The organism is Actinocorallia sp. B10E7 (assembly GCF_039871655.1).
GTDB lineage: Bacteria > Actinomycetota > Actinomycetes > Streptosporangiales > Streptosporangiaceae > Actinocorallia.
Genome location: NZ_JBDPLZ010000011.1, coordinates 207337 through 229874 on the forward strand (window position 1 = coordinate 207337; position 22538 = coordinate 229874).

The 22538-nt window shown below is 72.3% G+C and carries 20 protein-coding genes; 10 read left to right on the top strand and 10 right to left on the bottom strand.

The window, feature by feature from the left end; genetic code table 11:
* Positions 1–27: 27 nt before the first annotated feature.
* The 5 genes from ABGB12_RS29975 (at position 28) to ABGB12_RS29995 (ending at position 5573) form a co-directional block, all read left to right on the top strand.
* The gene (locus ABGB12_RS29975) at positions 28–948 is read left to right on the top strand and encodes a hypothetical protein (protein WP_347682984.1); all 921 of its coding nucleotides are present in this window, start codon (positions 28–30) and stop codon (positions 946–948) included.
* Positions 945–2327, top strand: coding sequence for a phosphotransferase family protein (locus tag ABGB12_RS29980; RefSeq protein ID WP_347682986.1), 1383 nt, complete (start codon positions 945–947; stop codon positions 2325–2327). The genes ABGB12_RS29975 and ABGB12_RS29980 overlap by 4 nt, the downstream gene beginning before the upstream one ends.
* A 34-nt stretch (positions 2328–2361) precedes the next feature.
* Positions 2362–3138, top strand: a complete 777-nt coding sequence (locus tag ABGB12_RS29985) for an enoyl-CoA hydratase/isomerase family protein (RefSeq protein WP_347682988.1) — start codon at positions 2362–2364, stop codon at positions 3136–3138.
* Positions 3139–3182: 44 nt separating this feature from the next.
* A complete protein-coding gene (locus ABGB12_RS29990; protein ID WP_347682990.1) occupies positions 3183–3941 on the top strand; it encodes an SDR family NAD(P)-dependent oxidoreductase in 759 nt (252 codons plus the stop codon).
* A gap of 126 nt (positions 3942–4067) precedes the next feature.
* A complete protein-coding gene (locus ABGB12_RS29995) occupies positions 4068–5573 on the top strand; it encodes an FCD domain-containing protein (protein ID WP_347682992.1) in 1506 nt (501 codons plus the stop codon).
* 43 nt (positions 5574–5616) lie between these two features.
* On the opposite strand, the gene ABGB12_RS30000 is transcribed toward ABGB12_RS29995, so the two are convergent.
* From ABGB12_RS30000 to ABGB12_RS30040, 9 genes are all read right to left on the bottom strand, one after another.
* Positions 5617–7119: a long-chain fatty acid--CoA ligase gene (locus ABGB12_RS30000; protein WP_347682994.1), complete on the bottom strand. Its 1503-nt coding sequence runs from the start codon at positions 7117–7119 to the stop codon at positions 5617–5619.
* Between the two features lie 32 nt (positions 7120–7151).
* Complete coding sequence (locus ABGB12_RS30005; protein ID WP_347682996.1) at positions 7152–7463, bottom strand: hypothetical protein; 312 nt, start codon at positions 7461–7463, stop codon at positions 7152–7154.
* 63 nt (positions 7464–7526) lie between these two features.
* Positions 7527–8321: an enoyl-CoA hydratase-related protein gene (locus ABGB12_RS30010; protein ID WP_347682998.1), complete on the bottom strand. Its 795-nt coding sequence runs from the start codon at positions 8319–8321 to the stop codon at positions 7527–7529.
* On the bottom strand, positions 8318–9607 hold the full coding sequence (locus ABGB12_RS30015; RefSeq protein WP_347683000.1) for a MaoC family dehydratase N-terminal domain-containing protein: 1290 nt from the start codon (positions 9605–9607) through the stop codon (positions 8318–8320). The genes ABGB12_RS30010 and ABGB12_RS30015 overlap by 4 nt, the downstream gene beginning before the upstream one ends.
* Before the next feature lie 52 nt (positions 9608–9659).
* Positions 9660–11174, bottom strand: a complete 1515-nt coding sequence (locus ABGB12_RS30020) for an AMP-binding protein (protein WP_347683002.1) — start codon at positions 11172–11174, stop codon at positions 9660–9662.
* Positions 11175–11202: 28 nt separating this feature from the next.
* On the bottom strand, positions 11203–12393 hold the full coding sequence (locus tag ABGB12_RS30025; RefSeq protein ID WP_347683004.1) for an acyl-CoA dehydrogenase family protein: 1191 nt from the start codon (positions 12391–12393) through the stop codon (positions 11203–11205).
* Positions 12394–12407: 14 nt separating this feature from the next.
* A complete protein-coding gene (locus ABGB12_RS30030; RefSeq protein WP_347683006.1) occupies positions 12408–13940 on the bottom strand; it encodes a fatty acid--CoA ligase family protein in 1533 nt (510 codons plus the stop codon).
* A gap of 28 nt (positions 13941–13968) precedes the next feature.
* Positions 13969–15066: an acyl-CoA dehydrogenase family protein gene (locus ABGB12_RS30035; RefSeq protein WP_347683026.1), complete on the bottom strand. Its 1098-nt coding sequence runs from the start codon at positions 15064–15066 to the stop codon at positions 13969–13971.
* A 5-nt stretch (positions 15067–15071) separates the two neighbouring features.
* A complete protein-coding gene (locus ABGB12_RS30040; protein ID WP_347683008.1) occupies positions 15072–16256 on the bottom strand; it encodes an acyl-CoA dehydrogenase family protein in 1185 nt (394 codons plus the stop codon).
* A 103-nt stretch (positions 16257–16359) separates the two neighbouring features.
* Between ABGB12_RS30040 and ABGB12_RS30045 the strand changes: the two genes are divergently transcribed.
* Both ABGB12_RS30045 and ABGB12_RS30050 read left to right on the top strand, forming a co-directional pair.
* Positions 16360–17355 carry an LLM class flavin-dependent oxidoreductase gene (locus ABGB12_RS30045; RefSeq protein ID WP_347683010.1) on the top strand — a complete coding sequence of 332 codons (996 nt, stop codon included), beginning with the start codon at positions 16360–16362 and terminating at the stop codon, positions 17353–17355.
* 92 nt (positions 17356–17447) lie between these two features.
* A complete protein-coding gene (locus ABGB12_RS30050) occupies positions 17448–18236 on the top strand; it encodes a FadR/GntR family transcriptional regulator (protein ID WP_347683012.1) in 789 nt (262 codons plus the stop codon).
* A 59-nt stretch (positions 18237–18295) separates the two neighbouring features.
* Here ABGB12_RS30050 and ABGB12_RS30055 read toward each other — a convergent pair whose 3' ends face one another.
* Positions 18296–19372, bottom strand: a complete 1077-nt coding sequence (locus tag ABGB12_RS30055; protein ID WP_347683014.1) for an acyl-CoA dehydrogenase family protein — start codon at positions 19370–19372, stop codon at positions 18296–18298.
* An 83-nt stretch (positions 19373–19455) separates the two neighbouring features.
* Between ABGB12_RS30055 and ABGB12_RS30060 the strand changes: the two genes are divergently transcribed.
* The 3 genes from ABGB12_RS30060 (at position 19456) to ABGB12_RS30070 (ending at position 22037) form a co-directional block, all read left to right on the top strand.
* Positions 19456–20220, top strand: a complete 765-nt coding sequence (locus ABGB12_RS30060) for a crotonase/enoyl-CoA hydratase family protein (RefSeq protein WP_347683016.1) — start codon at positions 19456–19458, stop codon at positions 20218–20220.
* A 205-nt stretch (positions 20221–20425) separates the two neighbouring features.
* A complete protein-coding gene (locus tag ABGB12_RS30065; protein ID WP_347683018.1) occupies positions 20426–21268 on the top strand; it encodes a pentapeptide repeat-containing protein in 843 nt (280 codons plus the stop codon).
* Positions 21246–22037: a hypothetical protein gene (locus ABGB12_RS30070; protein ID WP_347683020.1), complete on the top strand. Its 792-nt coding sequence runs from the start codon at positions 21246–21248 to the stop codon at positions 22035–22037. Before ABGB12_RS30065 ends, ABGB12_RS30070 begins: the two co-directional genes overlap by 23 nt.
* The last annotated feature ends 501 nt before the right edge of the window (positions 22038–22538 follow it).

Sequence of the window (22538 nt, forward strand, 5' to 3'; positions counted from 1 at the left end):
CGCCCCGACCACAGAAAGGCGCCTGCCGTGACCCCCGCGGAAGACCGCTTCACACCGGCCGACGACGACCTGCACCCACCCGCCGGCGACTTCTACCACACCGAGGCCTTCTGGTACTCCTTCTTCGTTCCCGAGCGCGCGCTCGGGGGGTGGCTGTACGCGTCGGTCCGCGGTGCCCTGGGCGCCACGGCCGGCGGGATGTGGATCTGGGACGCCACCGCGACGGACCCCTGGGATCTGCCCTTCTTCGAGCAGTTCGGCCACCTCAAACCGCCGACCCCCAGAGGGCCCGGGCACATCGACTTCCCCACGGGCATGTCGGTGGCGACGCGCGAGCCCGGCATGTCCTACGACCTGCGTTATGACGACCGCGACCGGGTCCGGGTACGGCTGCGCTTCGACGCGCTGGAGGAGCCGGTGCCGCTGCGCCGCGGAGCGCCTCCCTACCCCAAGGCGTCCCACTACGACCAGACGGGCCGGGTGACCGGGCAGATCGTCCTCGACGGCGAGCTCATCAATGTCGACTGCCACGCCATGCGCGACCGCTCCTGGGGGACGCGCAACGAACGCGGCTACCGCCGGGTGGGCTACAGCTGGGCGGCCTCGCCCGAGTTCAGTCTGCTGACCTACACCATGCCGGACGGCGAGGGGCCCGAGCGCGTCCACGCCGGATATGTCCGGCGCGATGGCCGCACGGCGCACATCGTGGACGGCCGCCGGGAGGTCGAACGCGACCCCGTCAAGAACTGGATCACCGGAATCTCCCTGGAGGTCCGCGACGACCTGGGGCGCATCACCGCGGCCCGCGCGGAGTCCGTCAGCAGGATGTTCCTGCCGGGCGCCACCTCCCTGTGCCTCAACAGCTCGCTGCGCTGGACGGTCGAAGGACTCCCCCTCCACGGTGAGGACCAGGACGTCTGGCCGCTGAAGGAATGGACCCGAGGTTGACGACGAGATCCGAGGAAACGGCCACCGGGCTCAGCGCGGCCCTGATCGACTGGATGGCGCGCTCCGTCGGAGGAAAGATCACCTCCGTCGAGCGGCGGCCCGGTGGAGGAAGGCGCGAAGCCTGGTTCGTCGACGCGGAGACGGCCGACGGAGAGCGACTCGAACTGTTCCTTCGCTACGACCGCAGCGACCCGGACAAGACCGGCGACCCCTTCACCCTGCAGGACGAGGCGCGCTACTTCCTCGCCCTGCAGGACACCCCCGTCCCGGTGCCGCGCATCCACGCCGTCCACCCCCGCGAGCAGGCCATCCTGTCCGAGCGGGTGCCGGGGCAGGCCTGGTTCTCCCAGCTGCGGGACGAAGAGCAGCGGCTGGGCGTCGCCCGCGAGTTCATGGGCGTCCTCGCGGCGCTGCACGAGGTCGACCCCCGCCGGGTGGCGCCGCCCGGACTGCCGCCGGAGGCCGACCTGCGCGAGCTGGTGCACGCCGAGATCGACCGCTGGGAGGCCCTCTACCGTCGGGCCGAGGCCCCCGCCGACCCGCTCATCGAACTGGGACTCGCCTGGGTGCGGCGGAACGTCCCCGACGTCTCGGAGCCGGCGGTGATCGTCCAGGGGGACACCGGGCCGGGCAACTTCCTCTACCAGGACGGCCATGTCACGGCGGTGCTCGACTGGGAACTGGCCCATCTGGGCGACGCGCACGACGACCTGGCGTGGCTCACGGTGCGCGCGGTCCAGGAGCCGTTCACGCACCTCCCCGACCGGCTCGCCGACTACGCGGCGGCGGCCGGACGCACCCTCGACCCGCACCGGATCCGCTACTACCGCGTTCTCGCCGAACTGCGCATCCTCATCCTCGGCCACCGGAGCCCGGAGAAGATCGACCCGCTCTCCGAGGTGGGCAACAACCTGATCTTCCGCGTGCTGCACCGCCGTCTCTTCGTGGAGGCGCTGGCCGACGTGACCGGAGCGGAGCTCGGCCCTCCGGTCCCGCTGACGGCCGCCGACCGCGACGACGCATGGCTGTACGACGCCGCCATCGCCCAGCTCGGGGGGATCATCGTGCCGCGCAGCGAGGACCCCTTCGTCGTCCAGCGCGGCAAGGGAGTGGCCCGCATCCTGAAGTACCTGCGCGAGAGCGGGCGGCTCGGGGACGCCAAGCGCCGGTGCGAACTGGACGACCTCGAAGGCGTGCTGGGCGACCGCCCGGACACCGTCGCCGCCGGGCTCGCCCGCCTGTCGGATGGACTGCGCGAGGGCTCGGTGACGCTCTCCGCGGCGCTGCCCGTCCTGTACCGCTGGGTGCTCCGGGAGACCCAGGTGTGCCGCCCCGCGATGGGCCGGCTCGCGGACCGGCATTTCGACCCCCTGGCCTGACACGGCCCGTCCCCCACGGCAGAACGGAGTCCCGATGGACCTCACCACGGTGATCTACGAGGTGTCCGATCACGTCGCCACCATCACGCTGAACCGCCCCGAGGTGCTCAACAGCTTCAACCCGGCGATGTGCGAGGAGTTCTCGCTGCTCTGGAAGACGGTACGCGAGGACGACGACGTCCACGTGGTGGTGCTGCGCGCCGCCGGCGACCGCGCCTTCTGCACCGGCGCGGACGTCAAGGAGGGCATCAGCCTGCACCCCAACGTCTGGAACCAGGCCGACCCCGGCGAGAAGCTGTCGCCCAAGCTCAACCAGGTGTGGAAGCCCGTGGTGTGCTGCGTGCACGGGATGGCCGCCGGCGGCGCCTTCTACTGGATCAACGAGTCCGACATCGTGATCTGCTCCGAGGACGCGATGTTCTTCGACCCGCACGTCACCTACGGGCTGACCGCGGCGCTGGAGCCCATCGGCCTGCTGCACCGCGTCCCGCTCGGCGAGGCGCTGCGCATCGCGCTGCTCGGCCTCAACGAGCGGCTGTCGGCCGAACGAGCCCTGCAGATCGGCCTGGTCACCGAGGTGCTCCCGGAGAAGGAGCGATTGTGGGAGCGCGGGGCCGAACTCGCCCGGATCATCGCCGACCAGCCGCCCATGGCCGTCCAGGGCACCGTCCGTGCCATCTGGGAGTCGCTCGACTCCACCCGCAGTCAGGCGCTGCGCATGGGCATGTCCTACCCGCAGCGCAGCAACCTGGCCGAGGGCACGAAGGTCGACCTGGCCGCCCGGTCCCGACCCAAGTGGACTCTGCGGTGAGAACCGCCCCACCTCTACGGCAGTGAAGCGAAAACGGAGGACACATGGAGATCAACGGTAAGAAGGCGGTCGTCTTCGGCGGCGCCTCGGGCATGGGGCGCGCGACCGCGGAGGCCTTCGCGGCGCGGGGCGCCGACGTGGCGGTGGTCGACCGTCCGGGATCGGGCGGGGACGAGGTGGCCAAGGCGCTGGGCGGCTCGTTCTTCGCCTGCGACGTCACCGACTTCGAGGGCACCGAGAAGACCCTCGACGACGTGGTGGAGGAGCTGGGCGGGCTCCATGTGGCCGTCACGACCGCCGGTGGCGGGATCGCCGAGCGCACCCTCGGCAGGAACGGCCCGCACGACCTGGACAGGTTCCGGCAGGTGCTCGACCTCAACGTGGTCGCCGCGTTCAACATCAGCCGGCTGGCCGCCGCGCACATGAGCGCCAACGACCCCGAGGACGACGAGCGCGGCGTCATCATCAACACCTCCTCGATCGCCGCGTTCGAGGGACAGATCGGACAGGTCGCCTACACCGCCGCCAAGGCCGGCATCGCCGGGATGTGCCTGACCATGGCCCGCGACCTCGGCTCGCTCGGCATCCGGGTGCTGGCCATCGCGCCCAGCCTGTTCGCCACCGGGATCACCGCGGCCATCCCCGACGACATGGCCGAGGCCCTCACCAAGGACGCCGCCTTCCCCCGCCGCATGGGCCGTCCCGAGGAGTACGCCAAGCTCGCGCTGGCCATCGTCGACAACCAGATGCTCAACGGCCAGTGCCTGCGCCTGGACGCCGGGCAGCGGTTCGCTCCGAAGTGACCGCGGGGACCGTCGGCCGAGAGAAGAGTGTCACCGAAGCAGGGGCGCCGTCGGGATCCGGACGAACGGTCTCGGGGCGGAACTAAACTGAGGATCCTTTGATCCCTGCGGAGGAGTTTCCGTCCCATGGCGAGAGCCGACCTGAACGTCCCGGCCGCCGGTGAGCGGGAGCCGGTGCGGGCATGGGACTCCGCCGGGCGGCCGGACGCCGACGGCGCCCCGGCGGGCAAGCTGGCCGCCCAGGTCGCCCGGCGGATCGAGGACGACATCATCCGCCTCGGCTGGCCGGTCGGACGCAACCTGGGCTCGGAAGCCGAACTGCGCGACCGCTACGGGGTGAGCCGGTCGGTGCTGCGCGAGGCGGTGCGCCTGGTGGAGCACCACCGGGTGGCGCGGATGCGCCGCGGGCCGGGCGGCGGCCTGCTGGTGACCGCCCCCGACGCCGCCCCGGCCAGCCACGCCATGGTGATCTACCTCGACTACGTCGGCACCGGCGTCGAGGACCTGATGTACGCCCGGCTGCTGCTGGAGCCGCCGGCGGCCGCGCTGGCGGCCGAGCGGCTGACCGAGGACGGCATCGCCCGGCTGCGGCGCGCCCTGCGCGAGGAGGAGGAGCGCGGCGGCGAACCCGGGGTCTGGTCGCAGAACCCGCTGCACGTCCTGCTCGCCGAACTGTCCGGCAACCCCGCCCTGCACCTGTTCGTCGACATGCTGGCCCGCCTGACCACCTGGTACGCGCACCACTCGCGCCCCATGCCCAGGGCGAAGGCCGAGCACGCCAAGGAGCTGTCCCGGCACTCCCACGTCCAGATCGTCGACGCCGTCATCGCCGGTGACGGAGGCCGGGCGCAGGCGTACCTGACCGGCCACCTGAACGTCATCGCCGACTGGCTGCGCGAGTACCGGGCGCCGGAGGGCACCCGGCCCCCGCAGGCGGACGGCCGGCTGGTCGGCGGGCCCGGCGCCAAGCTGGCCGAGACGATCGCCGCCCGCATCCACGACGAGATCGCCGCCGACGGCTGGCGGGACGGCCGGGTGCTGGGCTCGGAGGCCGATCTGCTGGCCCGGTACGGCATCAGCAGGGCGGTGCTGCGCGAGGCGGTGCGGCTGCTGGAGTACCACCAGGTCGCGCGGATGCGCCGGGGTCCGGGCGGCGGCCTGGTGGTCACCACCCCCGAGCCGGACGCCAGCGTGGACACCATGGCGCTCTACCTGGACCACCAGGGCGTCACCGCCGAGGACCTGCGGCTGGTGCGCGACGCCGTCGAGCTGGGCACTCTGCGGCGGGTGACCGCCCGCCGCGGCGAGCCCGAGGTCGGCACGCGGCTGCACGCCGTGCTGGAGCGGACGGCCGAGCCGGTCGGGCCCGGGCTGTCGGGCGCCGACCTGTTCCACACCGAGCTGGCCGACCTGTCCGGCAACCCGGTGTTGTCGGTGTTCCTGCGGATTCTCACCGAACTATGGGCCCGGCACACCTCGGCCCAGGAGCAGCCGCTGCCCGGCGCGGAGTCCGCCGCCGAGGTGGAGCGGATCCACCGCCGCATCCTGGAGGCGATCCAGGAGGGCGACGAGAGCGTGGCCCACCACCGCATGCGCCGCCACCTGGAGGCGCTGACGACCTGGTACCACTGACCGGGGGGCGCACCGGGCGTGAGGCCCGCGTACGTCCCGCCGCTCAGGGCACCGCGTTCCGTTCCCCGGTCAGTCCCCGCACCACGTCGTGGCGCAGGATCTTGCCGGTGGGGGTGCGCGGCAGCTCCGGCCAGCAGGCGATGCGGTCGGGGGTCCTGGAGCCGCGCAGCGCCGCGCGGACGTGTTCGCGCAGCGCCTCGACGTCCACGTCGGAGCCGGGCTCCGGGACGACGACGGCCTCGATGCGCTGGCCCCACTCCTCGTCGGGCACCCCGACCACGACCGCGTCGGCGACGCCGTCGTGGCGCAGCAGGACGTCCTCGATCTCGGCCGGGGCGATGTTCTCCGCACCGCGGATGATGGTGTCGTCGACGCGGCCCTCGACGAACAGGTAGCCGCCGACGTCCAGCCGGCCCCGGTCGCGGGTGTCGAAGAAGCCGCGTTCGTCGGTCGCCGGGCCCCGGCCGGCGTATTGGCCGGAGACCTGCTCGCCGCGCACCCAGATCCGCCCGGTCTCGCCGGAGGGCAGCACACCGCCCGCCTCGTCGCGGATCTCCAGCTCGACCGCCGGGACGGGCCGTCCGGCCGAGCCCAGGCGGGCGCGCACGGCGGGATCGCCGGAGGCCAGCGCGGCGCGGTGCTCCTCGGGGCCCAGCACCGCGATGGTCGAGCTGGTCTCGGTCAGCCCGTAGGCGTTGACGAAGCCGACGTGCGGCCACTCGGCCAGGGCCCGCTCGATGACCCGGGGCGGCGTCCTGGCGCCGCCGTAGGCCAGTGAGCGCAGCGACGGCACCGACCGGTCCAGGCCGTCGGCGTCCATGATGCGGGCCAGCATGGTGGGAACGACCATCGCGTTGGTCACCCGCTGCTCCCGTACCGTCTCCAGCCAGCCGAGCGGAGAAAAAGACGGCAACGCGATGAACCTGCGGCCCGCGTACAGGTTGGTCAGCACGTTGGAGACGGCCGCGATGTGGTACGGCGGCACGCTCATCAGGGCCGCCTCGTCCTCGCCCGCCGCCGCGAACTCCACCGACCCCAGCACGTAGGACACCAGGTTCCGGTGGTGCAGCAGCACACCCTTGGGTTCGGAGGTGGTCCCGCTGGTGTAGATGACGACGGCCGGAGCCCCCGTCTCGGCGGGTTCCTCGGCGCCGACGGGCCCGGAGCCCGCGGCCGCCAGGAACTCCGCGGGCGTGCGCGCCCGCAGGCCGGCCTGCCGGAGCACCTCGAAGTGGTCCTCGTCGGCGATCGCGTAGGCGCCGGGGTGGCCGGCCAGCAGCCGGTCGAGCCGCTCGCGGCCGAGCCGGTAGTTGACGGGCACCAGCGGCACCCCGGCACGGGCGGCGGCGAACATCGCCACCGGGAAGGCGGGGCCGTTCACCCCGAGGTACAGGACCGCGTCGGCGTCGGCGGCCGAGACCTCCCCGGCTCCACCGATCGCCAGCTCGCGCAGCCGGGAGGCGGTCAGGCCGTCCGGCCCGCCCCCGACGACGACCCTGTCGCCGAAGCCCTCCGCCGCCATGTCCAGCAGCATCGTCACGTTCATGGTCACTCCGGTCTGTCGTGGGATCGGCGGGGTCAGTCCGAGGCCGGAAGCGGCTTGCTCTCCTTGATCTTCAATGGCTCGCCGTCGACGGCCACCGTCCCCTGGCCCGGCTTGGTGCACAGCAGCTCCAGCCCGAGCCCTTCGTGGGTGTAGCGCTTGCCGAGCAGGGTTCCGTCCTGCAGGGCCGGGTCGGCGGCGCCTCCCTCGCCCGTCCCGGCGTCTGCGGGATCGACCATGGCCGGGCCGCCGCAGGTCAGGACGACGTCGTCGTCGGGAGCGCGCACCACGATCATCCTCGTGCCGTCGACGGCACTGGCCACCTGCTGTCCAGGGCTCAGCTTCATGGCAGGTCCTCCGCATGCTCGAACGAGGGGCGCCGGGTGAGGCTCCCTCACTGTATTGACGGGTCAGTGGCCGGTGAAGCGCGGCGGACGGCGCTCCAGGAAGGCGGCCAGGCCCTCCTTGAAGTCGTCGCCCCGCAGGCTCAGCTCCACGGCGCGGGCCTCCGCGGCCAGCGCGCGGGGCAGGTCCGAGGTGAGGTGGTCGGAGATCATCGCCTTGGTGAGGCCGTGCACGAAGGTGGGCCCGGCGGCCAGCTCGGCCGCCAGCCGGGCCGCGGCCTCCGGCAGCCGTTCGTCCGGGACGACCTCGCCGATCAGGCCCCACTCCAGCGCCTGCGGAGCCGTCACCACCTCCCCGCCGATGAGCATCCGCTTGGCGCGCGCCACCCCGACCAGCCGGGGCAGCAGGTAGGTGGCCCCGCTGTCGGCGGTGAAGCCCCGCCGGGCGAACGGGTGGCCGAACGTCGCCGACTCGGCGGCCACCACGAAGTCTGCGGCCAGGGCCAGGTTCAGGCCGAACGCGGCCGCCCGTCCCTGGACCGCCGCGACCGTCGGCACCGGCAGGTCCCACAGCGTCTGGACGACCCGGTGCGCCACGGCGTTCAGCGACCGCAGCATGGTGCCGATCGGAGGCCGTCCCCCGCCCGGCGGGTTGGCCGAGACCAGGTCGGCCCCGGCGCAGAAGTTGCGGCCCTCGCCCTCGATCAGCACCGCCCGCGCCGTCCGGTCGGCGGCCACGGCCTCCAGGGCCTCCAGGACCACGTCCATGTCCCGGCCACGCATCGCGTTGGCCTTGTCGGGACGGGCCAGGGTGATCCGCAGCAGGCCGCCGGAGACCTCGCAGCGCGGCTCTCCGATCACCGGCCGCCCTCGCGCAGCAGCTCGCCGTGCCGGGTCATCATCTCGATGGCGCGGCGCTGCAGATCGGCGGGAACCTCCGGCAGCAGGGCCGGGCCGTGCTCCCGGCTGGGCAGCGCGATCGTCGCGGTGCCCTTGATGGTGTCCTCGCCGCGCTGGTTGGTGGCCTTGAACGCGACATCGACCAGGCACCGGCCGTCCCGCTCGCGTTTGCCCGTCACCTCGCCGGACAGGAAGTGCACGTCACCGTGGTAGTTGAATTTCCGGATCTCGTCGTGCTGGGAGACGATCCAGCCGTCGTCACCGGCCCAGTCGGTCAGGTAGTGGTGCACCCAGCACTCGCGCAGCACGCCGTAGTCGTAGGCGCGGGGGTTGCCGATCGCCTGGGCCCAGGCCGAGTCCCAGTGCACGCGCTGCGCCACGTCGGGCACGCCGTACTCGTTCTTGATGTAGAACGGCGCGATGCGCTGCCGGTTGGCGTGGGCGAGCCGGCTCGTCTTGAGGCCGTAGGGGGTGAACCCGTAGCCGCCCGCGTGGAAGACGATCATGTCGGTGGTGGTGAGCGGGCCCTTGACCATCGCGGGCAGCTCCTCGCCCACCGCCACGTCCTCGAAGTAGTGCGGCCACGCTCCCCTGGGGCGTTCGGCGGCGTAGATCTCATCGATGCGCGCCAGGTCCTCGTCGGTGTACGAGGGCTCCTCGATACCCGCGTACTTGCCGCGCTCGCGGGCCTTCTTGCGCTCGGTGTAGATCACCAGGGTCCGGTAGACGCCGACGACCTCGGCGTCGCCGTTCATCTTGACGTCGCGCAGCACCTTGATGACCGAGCGGCCCGCGAACTCCGAGCGTTTGACCTCGACGGACTCCAGACCCCCGAAGGAGTACAGGGTGTCGCCCGGGCGGATCGGCCGGTACCAGTCCCAGGTGCCGCCGGAGACGAAGGCGTGGATGCCGCGGTAGCTGCCGCCGCGCTCCCCCTTGGAGGGGCGCTCACCACGCAGCGGCGCGTTGAGGACCGCCGCCATGATGGGCGGGGCTATCTGGCCGCCCCAGCGGGTGCCCCGGCCGTACTCGGGGTCGGTGAACAGCGGATTGTCGTCGCCGTAGCCGTGGGCGAAGTTGCGGATGGCCTCGGGGGTCGCGGTGGACAGGAACTCCTGGGTCCGGCCCGCCCAGTCGCGCCCGAGGATCGCCCGGTCCTTTTCGATGTCGGAGTCCTGGAGTTCCGCCGAGGTGGCCTTGGCGAACTCCTCCTCCTGCGCCCGGTCGCCGGTCGTCGTCTCACTCATCGCTGCTCCTTCGGTCTCGTGGTCGGCGCGCGTCACAGGGAATGGCCCGCCCTCAGGGGCCGACCAGCAGCCTGCGCAGCAGCTTGCCGGTCGGGGTACGCGGCAGTTCGTCGGTGAACTCGATCGTGCGGGGGCACTTGTAACCCGCCAGGTGCTCGCGGCAGTGTGCGATGAGCTCGTCGGCCAGCCCTGGCCCGGCGGCGGGATCGGCGGGCTGGACGACGGCCCGCACCCGGCGGCCCAGCTCGGGGTCGGGTGCGCCGACCACGGCTACGTCGGTCACGGCGGGATGGACGGCCAGGACGTTCTCGATCTCCTGCGGGTAGATGTTGACGCCCCCGCTGAGGATGAGGTCGGTCCGCCGGTCCACCAGGTACAGATAGCCGTCGGCGTCGAGGCGGCCGACGTCGCCGAGAGTGCTCCAACCGCGTTCGTTGTGCGCCCCGGCGGTCTTGTCCGGATCATTGTGGTACCTGAAGTCCGGCCCGTCCTCGAACCAGACGGTGCCGACCTCCCCGGCGGGCAGCTCGCGGCCCTCGTCGTCGAGGATGTGGACCCTGCCGAAGGCGGGCCGCCCGACCGAGCCGGGATGGGCGAGCCAGTCCTGCGGGCCGATCAGGAAGAAGCAGTTGCCCTCGCTGCCGGAGTAGAACTCCCACACGATCGGCCCGAGCCACTCGATGATCCGGCGTTTGGCCTCGACGGGACAGGGCGCGGCGGCGTGCACCACCGTGCGCAGGCTGGACAGGTCGTGCCGGGCGCGGACCTCCTCGGGCAGCTTCAGCATCCGCAGGAGCATCGTCGGCACGAACTGGGCGTGCGTCACCCTGTGGCGTTCGATGTACTCCAGCGCCCGTCCGGCGTCGAAGCGGTCCATGAGGACGACCGTGCCGCCGTTGCGCATCGTGCCGAGCGTCCAGCCGGTGGGCGCGGCGTGGTACAGCGGGGCGGGGCACAGGTAGACGGTGTCGCCGCCGAACCCGAACATTCCCCCGAGGGTGTGGTCGATGGCCAGCCCTGTGCCGAACGGCTCGCCGGTGAGGGCCGGGAGGATCCCCTTGGGCCGTCCGGTGGTGCCGGATGAGTAGAACATGTAGTAGCCCTCGCGCTCCCCTTCCCGCTCCTTCGCGGGGCAGGCGCGAATCGCCTCGTCCAGATCCTCGAACCCCTCCGGCACCTCCCCTCCCCCGGAGATCAGCCGCGTCTGCACGCCCGGAACGGCGGCGGCGACCTCCCGCGCCCGCACGCCCGGCGTCCCGGAGGCGATCAGGGCGCGGGCGCCGCAGTCCCGCACGATGTGGGCGGCCTCCTCGACGGTCAGGTGATGGTTGACCGGCGTCCAGTACAGCCCCGACCGCTGGCAGGCCCACGCGGCGACGAAATAGGCGGAGATGTTGTCGATCAGCAGAGCGACGTGGTCGCCGAACGCCAGGCCCCGGTCGGCCAGCAGCCGGGCGAGCCGGAGGGAGAGCCCGTCCAGCTCACGGTAGGTCACGACCTCCCCGGTGGCCGCGACGATCACGGCGGGCTTGTCCGGATGGGCCTCGGCGAGCCTGGACAGGTGCATGGCGTCCTCCGTACGGGGCGGGGCGGGACTAGCGGGGTTCGCGGGGCAGGCCAAGGCCGCGCTCGGCGATGATGTTGCGCATGATCTCCGAGCTGCCGCCCGCGATGGTGTAGGCACGGGCGTACAGGTAGGCGTCCTGCCAGCGGCCTCCGGCGACGGCGTCCGGATCGTCCTCGGTGAGCACTCCCCTGCGGCCCAGCAGCTCCAGCGCGTACTCGGCGATGCGCAGGTTCAGCTCGCTGAAGTACAGCTTGGTGATCGGGGCGTCGCTCGCCTGCTCCTTTCCGGCGCTCCACCGGGCCAGTGAGGTGTGGGCGAGCAGCGCGCAGGTGTCGACCTCGGCGCGGAACGCCGCCAGCCGCTGGCGGACGTCATCGCACTCCAGCGCCGGCCGCCCGTCCAGCACGACGCCGCGGGCGTCGCGGACGAGGTCCTCCCAGGCGAGCTGGAGCTGGACGACCGAGGCGCCCACCCCGTTGCGCTCCTTGGCCAGCGAGGCGTTGGCGATGAGCCAGCCCTGCCCGGGTGCGCCGATGAGGGCGTCGGCGGGCAGCCGGACCCCGTCGAAGAAGACCTCGTTGAAGTCGGAGGTTCCGGTCAGCTCGCGCAATGGCCGCACCTGCACGCCCGGTGCCCTCATGTCCAGGACGAAGGCACTGATGCCCTTGTGCTTGGGCGCCTGCGGATCGGTGCGGGCCAGCAGGTAGCCGTGACCGGCCCAATGCCCGTTGGTCGTCCAGACCTTCTGCCCGTCGACCACCCACTCGTCGCCGTCCCGCACCGCGACGGTCCGCAGCGACGCCAGGTCGCTGCCCGCGTCGGGCTCGCTGAACAGCTGGCACCACAGGTCCTCACCGGACCGGATCCGGGGCAGGTACCTGCGCCGCTGCTCCTCGGTGCCGAACCCGATCAAGGCGTGCGCGGCCAGCGAACCGCCGCCGGCGGGCATCGGAGCGCGGGCGCGGGCGACCTCCTCGCCGACCACGAAGTCCCGCAACGGGTCGTGACCCGGCACACCGCCGTACTCGACCGGCCAGTCCGCGCCGACGTAACCGGCCGCGTAGAGCCTGGCCGTCCAGTTCTGCAGCTCCTTGAGCTCGGCGGCGTTCTCGGGGCTGCGCACCCCCGACCTGACCTTGTAGCCCGGGGCGTGCGCGGCGACGAACGCGCGCACCTGCTCGCGAAACTCCTCAAGGGGCGTTCCGGCACCGAATTCCATGAAGTCCTCTCTCGTTAGCCGAACAGCGCGACGAGGTCGACGCGGCTGACCTTCTGGGACACTCCGCGCGGCAGTTCGCGCACGGGAAGGAAGCGCACCGGCACCTCGTAGGGCAGCAGCTCCCGGCGGCACCACTCGTGCAGTTCCTCGGCGCCGGGGGCTTCGGCCCCGGGACGCACCTCGAAGGCGGCCACCGGCACCTGGCCGAGCCGCTCGTCGGGCAGCCCGGCGACCGCGGCCTCGGACACCGCCGGGTGCCGTTCCAGCGCGGCGGCCACCACCGGCGGGTGCACCTTGAAGCCGCCCCGGATGATCACGTCGTCGGCGCGGCCCTCGATCCACAGGAAACCCTCGGAGTCCAGGCGGGCGAGGTCGCTGGTGCGGATCCACCCGCCGTCGCCGCCCGCCTGGGCGGTGCGGATCTCCAGCACGCCGCTGCCACCGGCCGGCTGCTCCTCTCCGTCCTCGCCGACGACCCGCAGCGCGACCCCCGGGAGCGGGCGGCCGACACTGCCCTTCTTGCGCTCCCACCACTCCTGGTGCAGCGGCAGCGACCAGCCCGCGACGGCGCCGGAGAACTCGGTGGCGCCGTACATGACCAGCACGGCCACGTCATAACGCCGCTGGAACTCCTCGATCAGCTCGGGCGGGGTCGGCGCCGTGCCCGCGATGACCGCGCGCAGGCTCGCCAGGTCCTCCGCGGGCACGTCGGCGTTCAGCACGCCGCGCATGGCCGTCGGCGGCAGTCCCGCGACCCTCGGCCGGTGGGTGCGGATGAGCTCGCGCCAGGCGTCCACGGTGAACCGTTCGAGCAGCACCATCCGGCGGCCCTCGGCCAGCGCCTGGATCACCCCCCACATGCCGCCGATGTGCACGATCGGGGTGGTGAGCAGCACGACGCCGCCGGTGAACGGCGGCCGCTCACGCCTGCCCGCGGCCATGTGGCCGTGCACCGAGTCCAGCGCGGACTCCAGCTGGCGGTAGGCCAGCGGGATGCGTTTGGGCGGGCCCGTGGTGCCGGACGTGCTCAGCTCCACCGCCGTGCCCGGCGCGGTGCGCACCGGGGCGGAGGCGTCGTCCACCGCCGGCAGGGCGACCCGCCGCACCGACCGGCCCTCGGCGGCGAATCCGGCGGCACCGGCCCGGGCGGCGGCACCGGCGAACTCCGCGGACTCCCACAGCACGGCGGGGGCGAACAGCACCGGCGGCGCGGTCCGCTCCACGTCGGCGACCAGCCGCCCGGCGGGCTGCAGGGGGTTGAAAACGGTGGCGCAGCGCCCGGTGGACAGGATCAGGTGGACCAGGGCCACGGACTCGGGCCGGTTGCCCAGGACCACACCGATGCGGGCGCCCTCGCCCAGACCGAGCGCGTCCAGCTCGCGTCCGGCCGCCTCGCCCAGTTCCCGCAGCTCGCCCCAGGTGATCTCGGCCCCCTGGTAGTCGACCGCCGTGACACCGGCGTCGGTGCCGTCCAGCCTCCGCATCAGCTCGGGCAGAGACGGACTCCGCCCGTTCTCCGCCCGTTCCCGTGTGGTGAATGTGCTCAAAGCGATGCTCCCGTGGAAGAGACGAGGATCAGGGCAGTTCGAGGGCGGTGGTCACCAGCGTCGTCGCGGCCCGTTCGCGCAGCCGGTCCGGCAGCGCCACGAGCGACTCGGCGGCCTTGGCCCGCCGCAGGTAGCGGTGGGCCGGGTGCTCCCAGGTGAAGCCCATGCCGCCGTGCACCTGGACGCAGCCGCCCGTCACCGTGACGGCGGCCTCCAACGCGCAGGCGGCGGCGAGGTCGACGGCGACGGCGGTGTCCCCGGACGGCTCGTCGAGGGCGGCGGCCGCCGCGGCGACGAGCGCCCGGGCGGACTCGACGGACACGAACATGTCGGCGCAACGGTGCGAGATCGCCTGGAAGGAGCCGATGGCGCGGCCGAACTGCCGCCGTGCGGCGGCGTACTCCACCGCCATGTCCAGAGCCCGTGCGGCCACGCCGACCGCGTCGGCGGCCAGCATGACCAGCGCCGCCCGCTCGGTGGCGCCGAGAACCTCGGCGAAGCCATCTGAATCGGACAGCGGCTCGGCGGGAGCCGCCTCCAAGTGGACGGCGGCCAGCGGCCGGGTCGGGTCCAGCGCGTCGAGCCTGTCGATCCGCACGTTCTCCGCCGTGGCGTCCACCAGGAACAGCGCCGGGCCCGCGCCGTCACCGGCGGCCACCAGCAGCAGCCCGGCCGCGGCCGCGTCGGCCACGACGGGCACCGAGCCGGTGAGCGTCCAGCCGACGGGCGTGCGGGCGGCCCGCACTCCGTCGGCCGCGACCCAGCCTTGCGCGGTCCGCCCTGCGGCCACCTCGCCGGAGGCCAGGCGCGGCAGCCACCGCGCCGCCCCTGCCGGGTCGCCGACGGCCAGCAGCGCTGCCTGCACCGCGACCGTGGACACCGAGGGCACCGGGGCCAGGCCGCGGCCGAGTTCCTCCTGAGCCGCCGCGGCGAGGGCGAAGCCCATTCCCTCGCCGCCGTACTCGGCGGGCACCGCCAGGCCGGGCAGCCCCATGGCCGACAGCGCGGCCCACAGGTCGCGGTCCCAGTCGTCCGGTCCGTCGGCGAGGGCGGCGACGCGCCCGGCGTCGCAACGCTCGGCGAGCAGCGCGCCGAGCGCCTCACGCAGTTCCTTCTCGACGTCCATGGTGCTCACCGCGGCTCCCCCAGGTGGGACGGCAGGCCGAGGACCTTCTCGGCGATGGTGTTGCGCTGGATCTCCGCGGTCCCGGCGCCGATGGTGGAGGCGCGGCTCATCAAATAGCCGTAGGTCCAGCGGCCCCGTTCGGGAGCGGAGGGCTCCCGGACGCCCAGCACCGCGTCCGGTCCGAGCACGCGCAGCGCGGCCTCGTGCAGCCGTTGGTCGAACTCGGACTTCACCAGGCGGTTCACCGAGGCGGCGGCTCCGGGATCGCGGCCTTGAAGCACCAGGTCCAGCGCACGACGGCTGTTGGCGGCCAGCACCCGCACCGACGCCTCGATCCGGGCCAGCGACTGGCGCACGACGGGGTCGGCGGCGGCTCCGGTCCTGCCCGCCAGCGCCAGAAGCTCGTCGACGACGCGGCGGTAGCGGAACTCGTCGGCCAGGAAGGCGGTGGCGCGCTCGTGGCCGAGGCTGGTGCGGGCGATCGCCCAGCCCTTGTTCTCCTCGCCGACCAGGTCGGCCGCCGGCACCCGGACGTCGTCGAAGAAGACCTCGGCGAAGTGAGCGCCGCCGCTGATGTCGCGCAGCGGACGGACGGTGACGCCCTCGGCCTTCATGGGGATGAGCAGGTAGCTGATGCCCGCCCCGCCGGGGCCGGGCGGCGCGGTGCGCACCAGCGCGAACATCCGGTCGGCGCGGTCGGCCATGGACGTCCACACCTTCTGGCCGTTGACCACGTAATGGTCGCCGTCACGCACCGCACGGGTGGTCAGCGCGGTCAGGTCACTGCCGGCCCCCGGCTCGGAGAAGCCCTGGCACCACAGCTCGTCGGCCCGCAGCAGCGGCCGCAGGAAGCGCTCCTTCTGCTCGGGGGTGCCGTGCATGATCAGCGTGGGCGCCACGATGAACGACAGCGGACAGGGATGCCTGGGCGCCCGGGCCCGGGTCATCTCCTGGTGGTAGGCGAGCTGGCCGACCAGGTCCAGGCCCATGCCGCCGGCCTCGACCGGCCAGCCGGGGGCGGCCAGCCCGGCCTCCTCCAGATCGGCGTGGAAGGCGCGGGCCCAGGCCGACCGCTCGGCCCCGTCTCGGGGCGGGCGGCCCGCGTGCTCGGCCAGGAACTCCCGCAGCCTGGCCCGCCACTCGGGCGGCGGTGGAACGTCCCCGGCCGCGTCGGTCGACACGGTGGCCATGGGTGTCTCCTCCCCACGTCGCGCGGTGTTGTGGTGTCTGCGCCCGACGAAGCATACATGGTTTACTAAGTTACCTACCAGGCGCCGATGAGAGGAGACCGACATGGAATGGGGACTGCCCTGGCCGGGCCCGCAGGTGGCAGCCGAGGCCGAACGGGCGGGCGCCGCCGCCTTCTGCGCCGGCGAGTTCGCCGACACCAACGCCTACCTCACGACCGGCGAGATGGCCGCCGACACCGAGCACGCCATGATCGGGCCGGGCATCGCCTACGCCTTCGCCCGGTCGCCGTTCGTCCACGCGTCGGCGCTGCGCCACCTGGCCAAACGGGCGCCGGGCCGGGTCTTCCTGGGGCTGGGCGCGGGCACCAGGCGGATGAACGCCGACTGGTTCGCCGTCGACGCGAGCGAGCCGGTGCGGCGGATGGCGGACCTGATCGGCGCGATCCGCGGCTACCTGGAAGCCGAGAACGGCCACCGCGTCGTGCACGAGGGCGAGTTCTACCCCGTCAACGCCGACATCAGGGCACCGGTCTTCGGCCGGCTCGACATCCCCGTCCTCATCGGCGCGTTCAACCGGCGGATGGCGCGCACCGCCGGCTCGGTCGCCGACGGGGTGCTCGGCCACGGCCTGTTCACCGACCGCTGGTGGAACGAGGTCGTCGGGCCCGAACTGGCCGAGGGCGCCGAAGCGGCGGGCCGCGACCCGGCCGGGCCGCGCCGCTGGGGCTGGATGATCACCGCGATCGACGAGGACGACCCCGCCCGCGCCCGCCGCGACGCGCAGCTGCAGATCGGCTTCTACCTCACCGTCAAGACCTACGACGGCCTGGCGGAACTGCACGGCTGGCAGGAGGAGACCGCCCGCCTCCGGGCGGCGTTCCGGGCCGGGGACTTCGACGGCATGGCGGACGCGGTGAGCGAGGAGATGCTGGACGCGATCGCGCTGTACGGCACGGCCGAGGAGGCCCGGCAGCGGCTGGCGGCCCGCACGGCACCGCCCGATCTGGCCTTCCTGTCCCCGCCGGCGTTCCTGGTGGGAGAGCGCCGCCGGCAGCGGTACGCCAGGGCCGCCATCGGGCTCATGCGCGGCGGCGGATGACCGGCCGCCGGCCGATATCCTTGGCGCACCGAGTCGACCCGGTGCTGAACGCGGGGGCGCGGCGCGACCGGGCCAGGAAGGAACGATCGTCCATGGCACTGCCGGAGTCCGGGCCGCGGCACGACCTGCCCGCCCCGTCGGCCGACGGCGTCCGCCCGCCCAAGACGGGCGAGCTGGTGGCGCGCCGGCTGCGTCGCATGATCGTGGACGGCTCGCTCACCGACGGCGACCACCTGCCCCACGAGGCCTCACTGATGGAGCACTTCGGGGTCTCCCGCCCCACGCTCCGCGAGGCGTTCCGGGTACTGGAGTCCGAGGGCCTGATCGAACTGCGCCGCGGCTCACGGACCGGCGCCCGGGTGCGCATCCCCGGCCCGGAGGCCGTCGCCCGCCCGGCCGGGCTGCTGCTGCAGCTCGGCAAGGCCACGCTGGACGACGTGTACGCCGCGCGCAGCGCCATCGAACCCCCGGCGGCCCGGCTGCTGGCGCTCAGCACGGATGAGGAGCGGTACGCGGCGCTGGAGGGGGAGCTCGAGGCCGCGCGCGCCCGTCTCGGCGACGCCGAGCGGTTCGCCGCCGGCAGCGCCCGTTTCCACCTGCGGCTGGTCGAGCTGTCGGGCAACCGGACGCTGGCGCTGATGGCCGGAATGGTGCACGAGATCATCCTGCGGCAGACCCAGGCGTCCGTCCGCGCCGTCGAGGCGAAGGGGACCCCGGGCGACTACGCCCGCGCGCTGCGCTCCTACGAGAAGCTGGTCGAACTGGTGCGCAGCGGCGACGGCGACGCGGCCGAGCGATTCTGGCAGCAGCACCTGCGGGTGGCCGACGAGCTGGTGCTGGCCGGCCGCGAGGCCACCCAGATCATCGACATCCTGGACTGAGCCGACGGGCCACGGGAGACCCGCCTTCCCCGTCCGCCGGGCCGCCCTTGAGGCGACGGTCAGGCGACCAGGTCCAGCAGCCGGGCGCGGTGGTGCCGCGGCGTGCCGCCCAGCAGCTCCCCGGTCTTGATCCTGCGCAGGTACAGGTGCAGGTCGTGCTCCCAGGTGAAGCCCATGCCGCCGTGCAGTTGCAGTGCCGTCCCGGCCACCCGCGAGCACGCCTCGCCGGCGATCGCGGCGGCCTCGGCGACCCGGACCCGCCGGGCGCCGGGATCGTCGGCGTCCAGCGCGCGGGCGGCGGCGCGCACCGTCACCCGGGCCGCCTCGACGTCCACCGCCATGTCGGCGCAGTGGTGCTTGACCGCCTGGAACCCGCCGACCACCCGGCCGAACTGGCGCCGTTCGCCGACATACCGGACCGTCATCGCCAGCAGCCGGTCGGCGGCGCCGAGCGCGTCGGCGGCGTGGTGCAGCGCCAGGGCGTCGCCGAGGGCGTTCGTCGTCTCCCTCGTCACGCTCATCCATTCCCCTGCCGCCACCCGGACCCCGTCGAGCGTCACGCCGGCGAAGTCGCGGGTGAGGTCGAGCACGGTGCGCGCCGCCCGCTCCAAGCCGGGTGCCTCCGCCGCGACCAGTGCCAGCACCGGCGCATCCGCGACGTCCACGGCGGCGACCAGCAGCCGGTCTGCGGCCGGCACGCCCGCCACGACCGGGATCCGTCCGTGCAGCACCAGCCCGCCGTCCGGTCCGGCGGCGGCCGCCACCTGCGGCTCCCCCGGCTCGGGCACCACGGGCACCACGAGTTCGGCTCCCGTCACGACCCGGTCGGCGACGTCCGCGGCGAACCCGGCGTCGTCCAGCGCGCGGCACGCCAGGGCGGCCTGGCCGAGGGGCAATGGGGACGCCGCGCGGCCGAGTTCCTCCACGATCAGCGAGAGATCGGTGTGGGTGCCGCCCTCGGCGGCGCGAAGCAGCCCCACCAGGCCCAGCTCCGCCGCCGCGCGGAAGTCCGCCGGGCGCGTCAGGGGCGTCCGGTCGCGGTCGGCGTGGGCGGCCGCCAGGTCGGTGCGCCGCTCCAGCCACTGGCGCACCGTCTCGACGAGCACCTCCTGCTCGTCACTGATCATGTATTCCATACCGCCGCCCTCCCGCTGACATAGTTTACGAAGTACCCTACGTTAGGCGGATCTGGTCTGCCATCCGTCTCAAAGGAGCCTTCATGTCCGACGAGGTACTGGTCGAGCACTCCGGCGGGGTCACCGTCATCACCATCAACCGCCCCCAAGCCCGCAACGCCGTCAACCGGGCGGTCAGCGACGGGATCGCCGCGGCGTTGGAGGAGTTCGAGGCCCGCAAGGACCTGGTGGCCGCCGTCATCACCGGCGCCGGCGGGACGTTCTGCTCGGGCATGGACCTCAAGGCGTTCGTGGCCGGCGAGAACGTCATGCACCCCGAGCGCGGCTTCGCCGGAATCGCCCACCGTCCGCCGCGCAAGCCGGTGATCGCCGCGGTCGAGGGCCACGCCCTGGCGGGCGGCTGCGAGATCGCGCTGGCCTGCGACCTGATCGTGGCCGCCGAGGGCGCCCGTTTCGGCATCCCCGAGGTCAAGCGCGGCCTGGTCGCCGGCGCGGGCGGCCTGCTGCGGCTGCCCCGCCGCGTCCCCTATGGGGTGGCCATGCGGCTGGCGCTGACCGGCGGCTCCCTCAGCGCCCCCGAGGCCGAACGGTACGGGCTGGTCACCGAGGTCACCGCACCGGGCAAGGCCCTGGAAGCCGCCCTGGCACTGGCCGGGACCATCGCCGCCAACGCCCCCCTCGCCGTCGCCGCCACCAAGGAGATCATCGCGGCCTCCGCCGACTGGTCCTCCGACGAGGCCTTCACCAAGCAGAACGAGATCATCCATCCGGTCCTCACCTCAGCCGACGCCAGGGAAGGCGCGATCGCCTTCGCCGAAAAGCGCCCACCCGTCTGGCGCGGCGAATGACCGCCGCAGATCACGTTGCCCTGTCCACGACCGGGAAGACGTCTCCCCCTCCGCGGTCCCGCTCATTTCCCCGGGGCTGGGAGCAGGCTCTCTACCAAGGATTAAAAGGACTTACCGGGGTAAGTCGCCGGGTATGGAAGGTTCGCCGTCTCGGTTCACCGACTGCCAGGAACAATCCCTTCGCTCTTCGGAGACTCACGACCAGGTGTGCGGCGCAGCGACCGTCATGGACGGCCGTTGCCTGGCCCATCTCACCCCGGCCGCCAGGGCGTCCCTTCTGAACGGTTCCGACCGTCTGAACGCTCGTGGCGTCACCTTCTCCGGAGAACTACTCGCCGAACTGCTGGACGCCACCGGGCCGCAATCCAGAGAAAACCTCCTCTACGCAGCGGATTTTCGTGGTGCGGAATTCTGTGCGGACGCCGACTTCAGCTGCGTGAACATAGCGAAAGCAGACTTCAGTGGCGCGTCCTTCACCGGAAAAGCAGACTTCCACGGAAACACGTCCACGACGGGGCTCTTCGCCGGCACACGCTTCGCCGACGCGGACTTCAACGACACGACCTTCCCCGATGAGGCCCGCTTCGTGGACGTGGCCTTCACCGGGGATGCCTCCTTCCGGAGAGCGAGATTCCTCGGCAGAGCCAGGTTCAACGGAAAGTCGTTCGAAGGCGGCGCGGACTTCCACCAGGCGGTCTTCAAGAACCTCGCCGATTTCAAGGGCAGGACCTTCACGAAGGGAGCGGAAGCTGAGAGCGGAGAGAGACCTTCGCTGGCGCTGCGCCACGGGAAGTCTCAACCTCTCCCGGAGCCGCACAGCCGAAGATCTGTCCGTCGAGGGGGCGATCTCCCACCTGCAGGGCACAGAGATGCGCGCGAATCGAGCGAGGATGAGACTGCGGGGAACACGGATGGACATGTCGGGATCGACGTTCTCGGCTCTGTTCGCCGTAGCGGAGAACGCCAGCCCCTTGATTCAGGAGGAGCTCTGGAAGAGCGGGGAAAGAGAGGTCGGCCCAGTCCTTTTGACCTCCCTGCGGGCAGTTGACGCCGAACGGATCGAGCTGACCGACATCGATCTGAGCACATGTCTTTTCGCCGGGATCCACCGCCTGGACCGGATCAGGCTCGACGGGAGGTGCGTCTTCGCGACCGGCCCGTTCGGACCCCGGAGGGTCCTGGCCGAGGAGCAGCATTGGCGGCATGATAATTCCAAATTTGGTACGAGATGGGAACCGGCGCCCAAAGGCACGGACGTACTGGATCCGCATCGGATCGAAGCGCTGTACAGGCAGTTCCGCAAAGCTCTGGAGAACGACAGGGACGAACCCGGCGCAGCCGACTTCTACTACGGAGAGATGGAGATGCGGCGTGCCGGCGCCGCCACCGAAACACCCTCTTTCGCCCACTTCGTCGAACGACTCCTGCTGACCGCCTACTGGTGTACGTCGGGATACATGCTGCGCGCGGGCCGGGCCGTCTCCTGGCTGCTGCTCATCATCATGGCCGTGGTCGCGACGACGGTCATGTGGGGGCTTCCATCCGCAGACCGAACCCTCACCCTGAATGGTGCCCTGACCGAACCGGACGGTGACGTTCGTCCGGTCACAGTCACCGTGCCCCGGTCCGAACCCGCCAAGACCATCTGGGAACAGACCGGAAAAGCCACCGAGACCACGCTGAACGCCGTTTTCTTCCGAGCTCCGTCCACCGAGCTCAACACCGTCGGCCGCTACATCAACCTCGTCGTCCGGATCCTCGGACCGGTGTTCCTCACCTTCTCCGTCCTGGCTTTCCTGAACCGCGTCAAACGCTGAGTTCACGCACGGAGAGCCCCGGCCCGGAACACACGTCCCATCGGCACCGCTCAACCGGAGCCGATCGGCGCCGAAAGGCGGATGCCATCGTGGGGACAGCGGCAGGGGCACGTTTCGGCTGCTCGCCCAGTTCATAGCGTGCACAGAGGTCTGCTGACGTATGCGATCAATCGAGCCTGTCATCAGGCAGCAGGTCAGGCATCCGACCCTGGCGCTTGACCTCCTGGCTTCGCTCTCCTCCTTCTGTGATGGATGGAACCGTTTTGGGATCAACGCGGTCTCAACAACGGAGCAGCTCCCGCCCTCTCTGTCAGACTGGTGTGACACACGGGACGAACAGATCCTTTTGATGTGAAGCAGGGCGAGACGGGACTATCAGGACAGTGACGATGACCCTCGCCGACCAGGCCGCCATGAGAGGGCAGGATGGTCGAGTGACCGATGAGAAGCCGAGCCGGCCCAAGCGGCGGACGTTCACCGCGGCCTACAAGGCCCGGATCC

Excerpts from the sequence above, each read along its gene's own strand:
- ABGB12_RS29985 (WP_347682988.1), top strand. The coding sequence starts at position 2,362 with ATGGACCTCACCACGGTGATCTACGAGGTGTCCGATCACGTCGCCACC.
- ABGB12_RS29990 (WP_347682990.1), top strand. The coding sequence starts at position 3,183 with ATGGAGATCAACGGTAAGAAGGCGGTCGTCTTCGGCGGCGCCTCGGGC.
- ABGB12_RS29995 (WP_347682992.1), top strand. The coding sequence starts at position 4,068 with ATGGCGAGAGCCGACCTGAACGTCCCGGCCGCCGGTGAGCGGGAGCCG.
- ABGB12_RS30000 (WP_347682994.1), bottom strand. The coding sequence starts at position 7,119 with ATGAACGTGACGATGCTGCTGGACATGGCGGCGGAGGGCTTCGGCGAC.
- ABGB12_RS30005 (WP_347682996.1), bottom strand. The coding sequence starts at position 7,463 with ATGAAGCTGAGCCCTGGACAGCAGGTGGCCAGTGCCGTCGACGGCACG.
- ABGB12_RS30015 (WP_347683000.1), bottom strand. The coding sequence starts at position 9,607 with ATGAGTGAGACGACGACCGGCGACCGGGCGCAGGAGGAGGAGTTCGCC.
- ABGB12_RS30020 (WP_347683002.1), bottom strand. The coding sequence starts at position 11,174 with ATGCACCTGTCCAGGCTCGCCGAGGCCCATCCGGACAAGCCCGCCGTG.
- ABGB12_RS30025 (WP_347683004.1), bottom strand. The coding sequence starts at position 12,393 with ATGGAATTCGGTGCCGGAACGCCCCTTGAGGAGTTTCGCGAGCAGGTG.
- ABGB12_RS30035 (WP_347683026.1), bottom strand. The coding sequence starts at position 15,066 with ATGGACGTCGAGAAGGAACTGCGTGAGGCGCTCGGCGCGCTGCTCGCC.
- ABGB12_RS30040 (WP_347683008.1), bottom strand. The coding sequence starts at position 16,256 with ATGGCCACCGTGTCGACCGACGCGGCCGGGGACGTTCCACCGCCGCCC.
- ABGB12_RS30045 (WP_347683010.1), top strand. The coding sequence starts at position 16,360 with ATGGAATGGGGACTGCCCTGGCCGGGCCCGCAGGTGGCAGCCGAGGCC.
- ABGB12_RS30050 (WP_347683012.1), top strand. The coding sequence starts at position 17,448 with ATGGCACTGCCGGAGTCCGGGCCGCGGCACGACCTGCCCGCCCCGTCG.
- ABGB12_RS30055 (WP_347683014.1), bottom strand. The coding sequence starts at position 19,372 with ATGGAATACATGATCAGTGACGAGCAGGAGGTGCTCGTCGAGACGGTG.
- ABGB12_RS30060 (WP_347683016.1), top strand. The coding sequence starts at position 19,456 with ATGTCCGACGAGGTACTGGTCGAGCACTCCGGCGGGGTCACCGTCATC.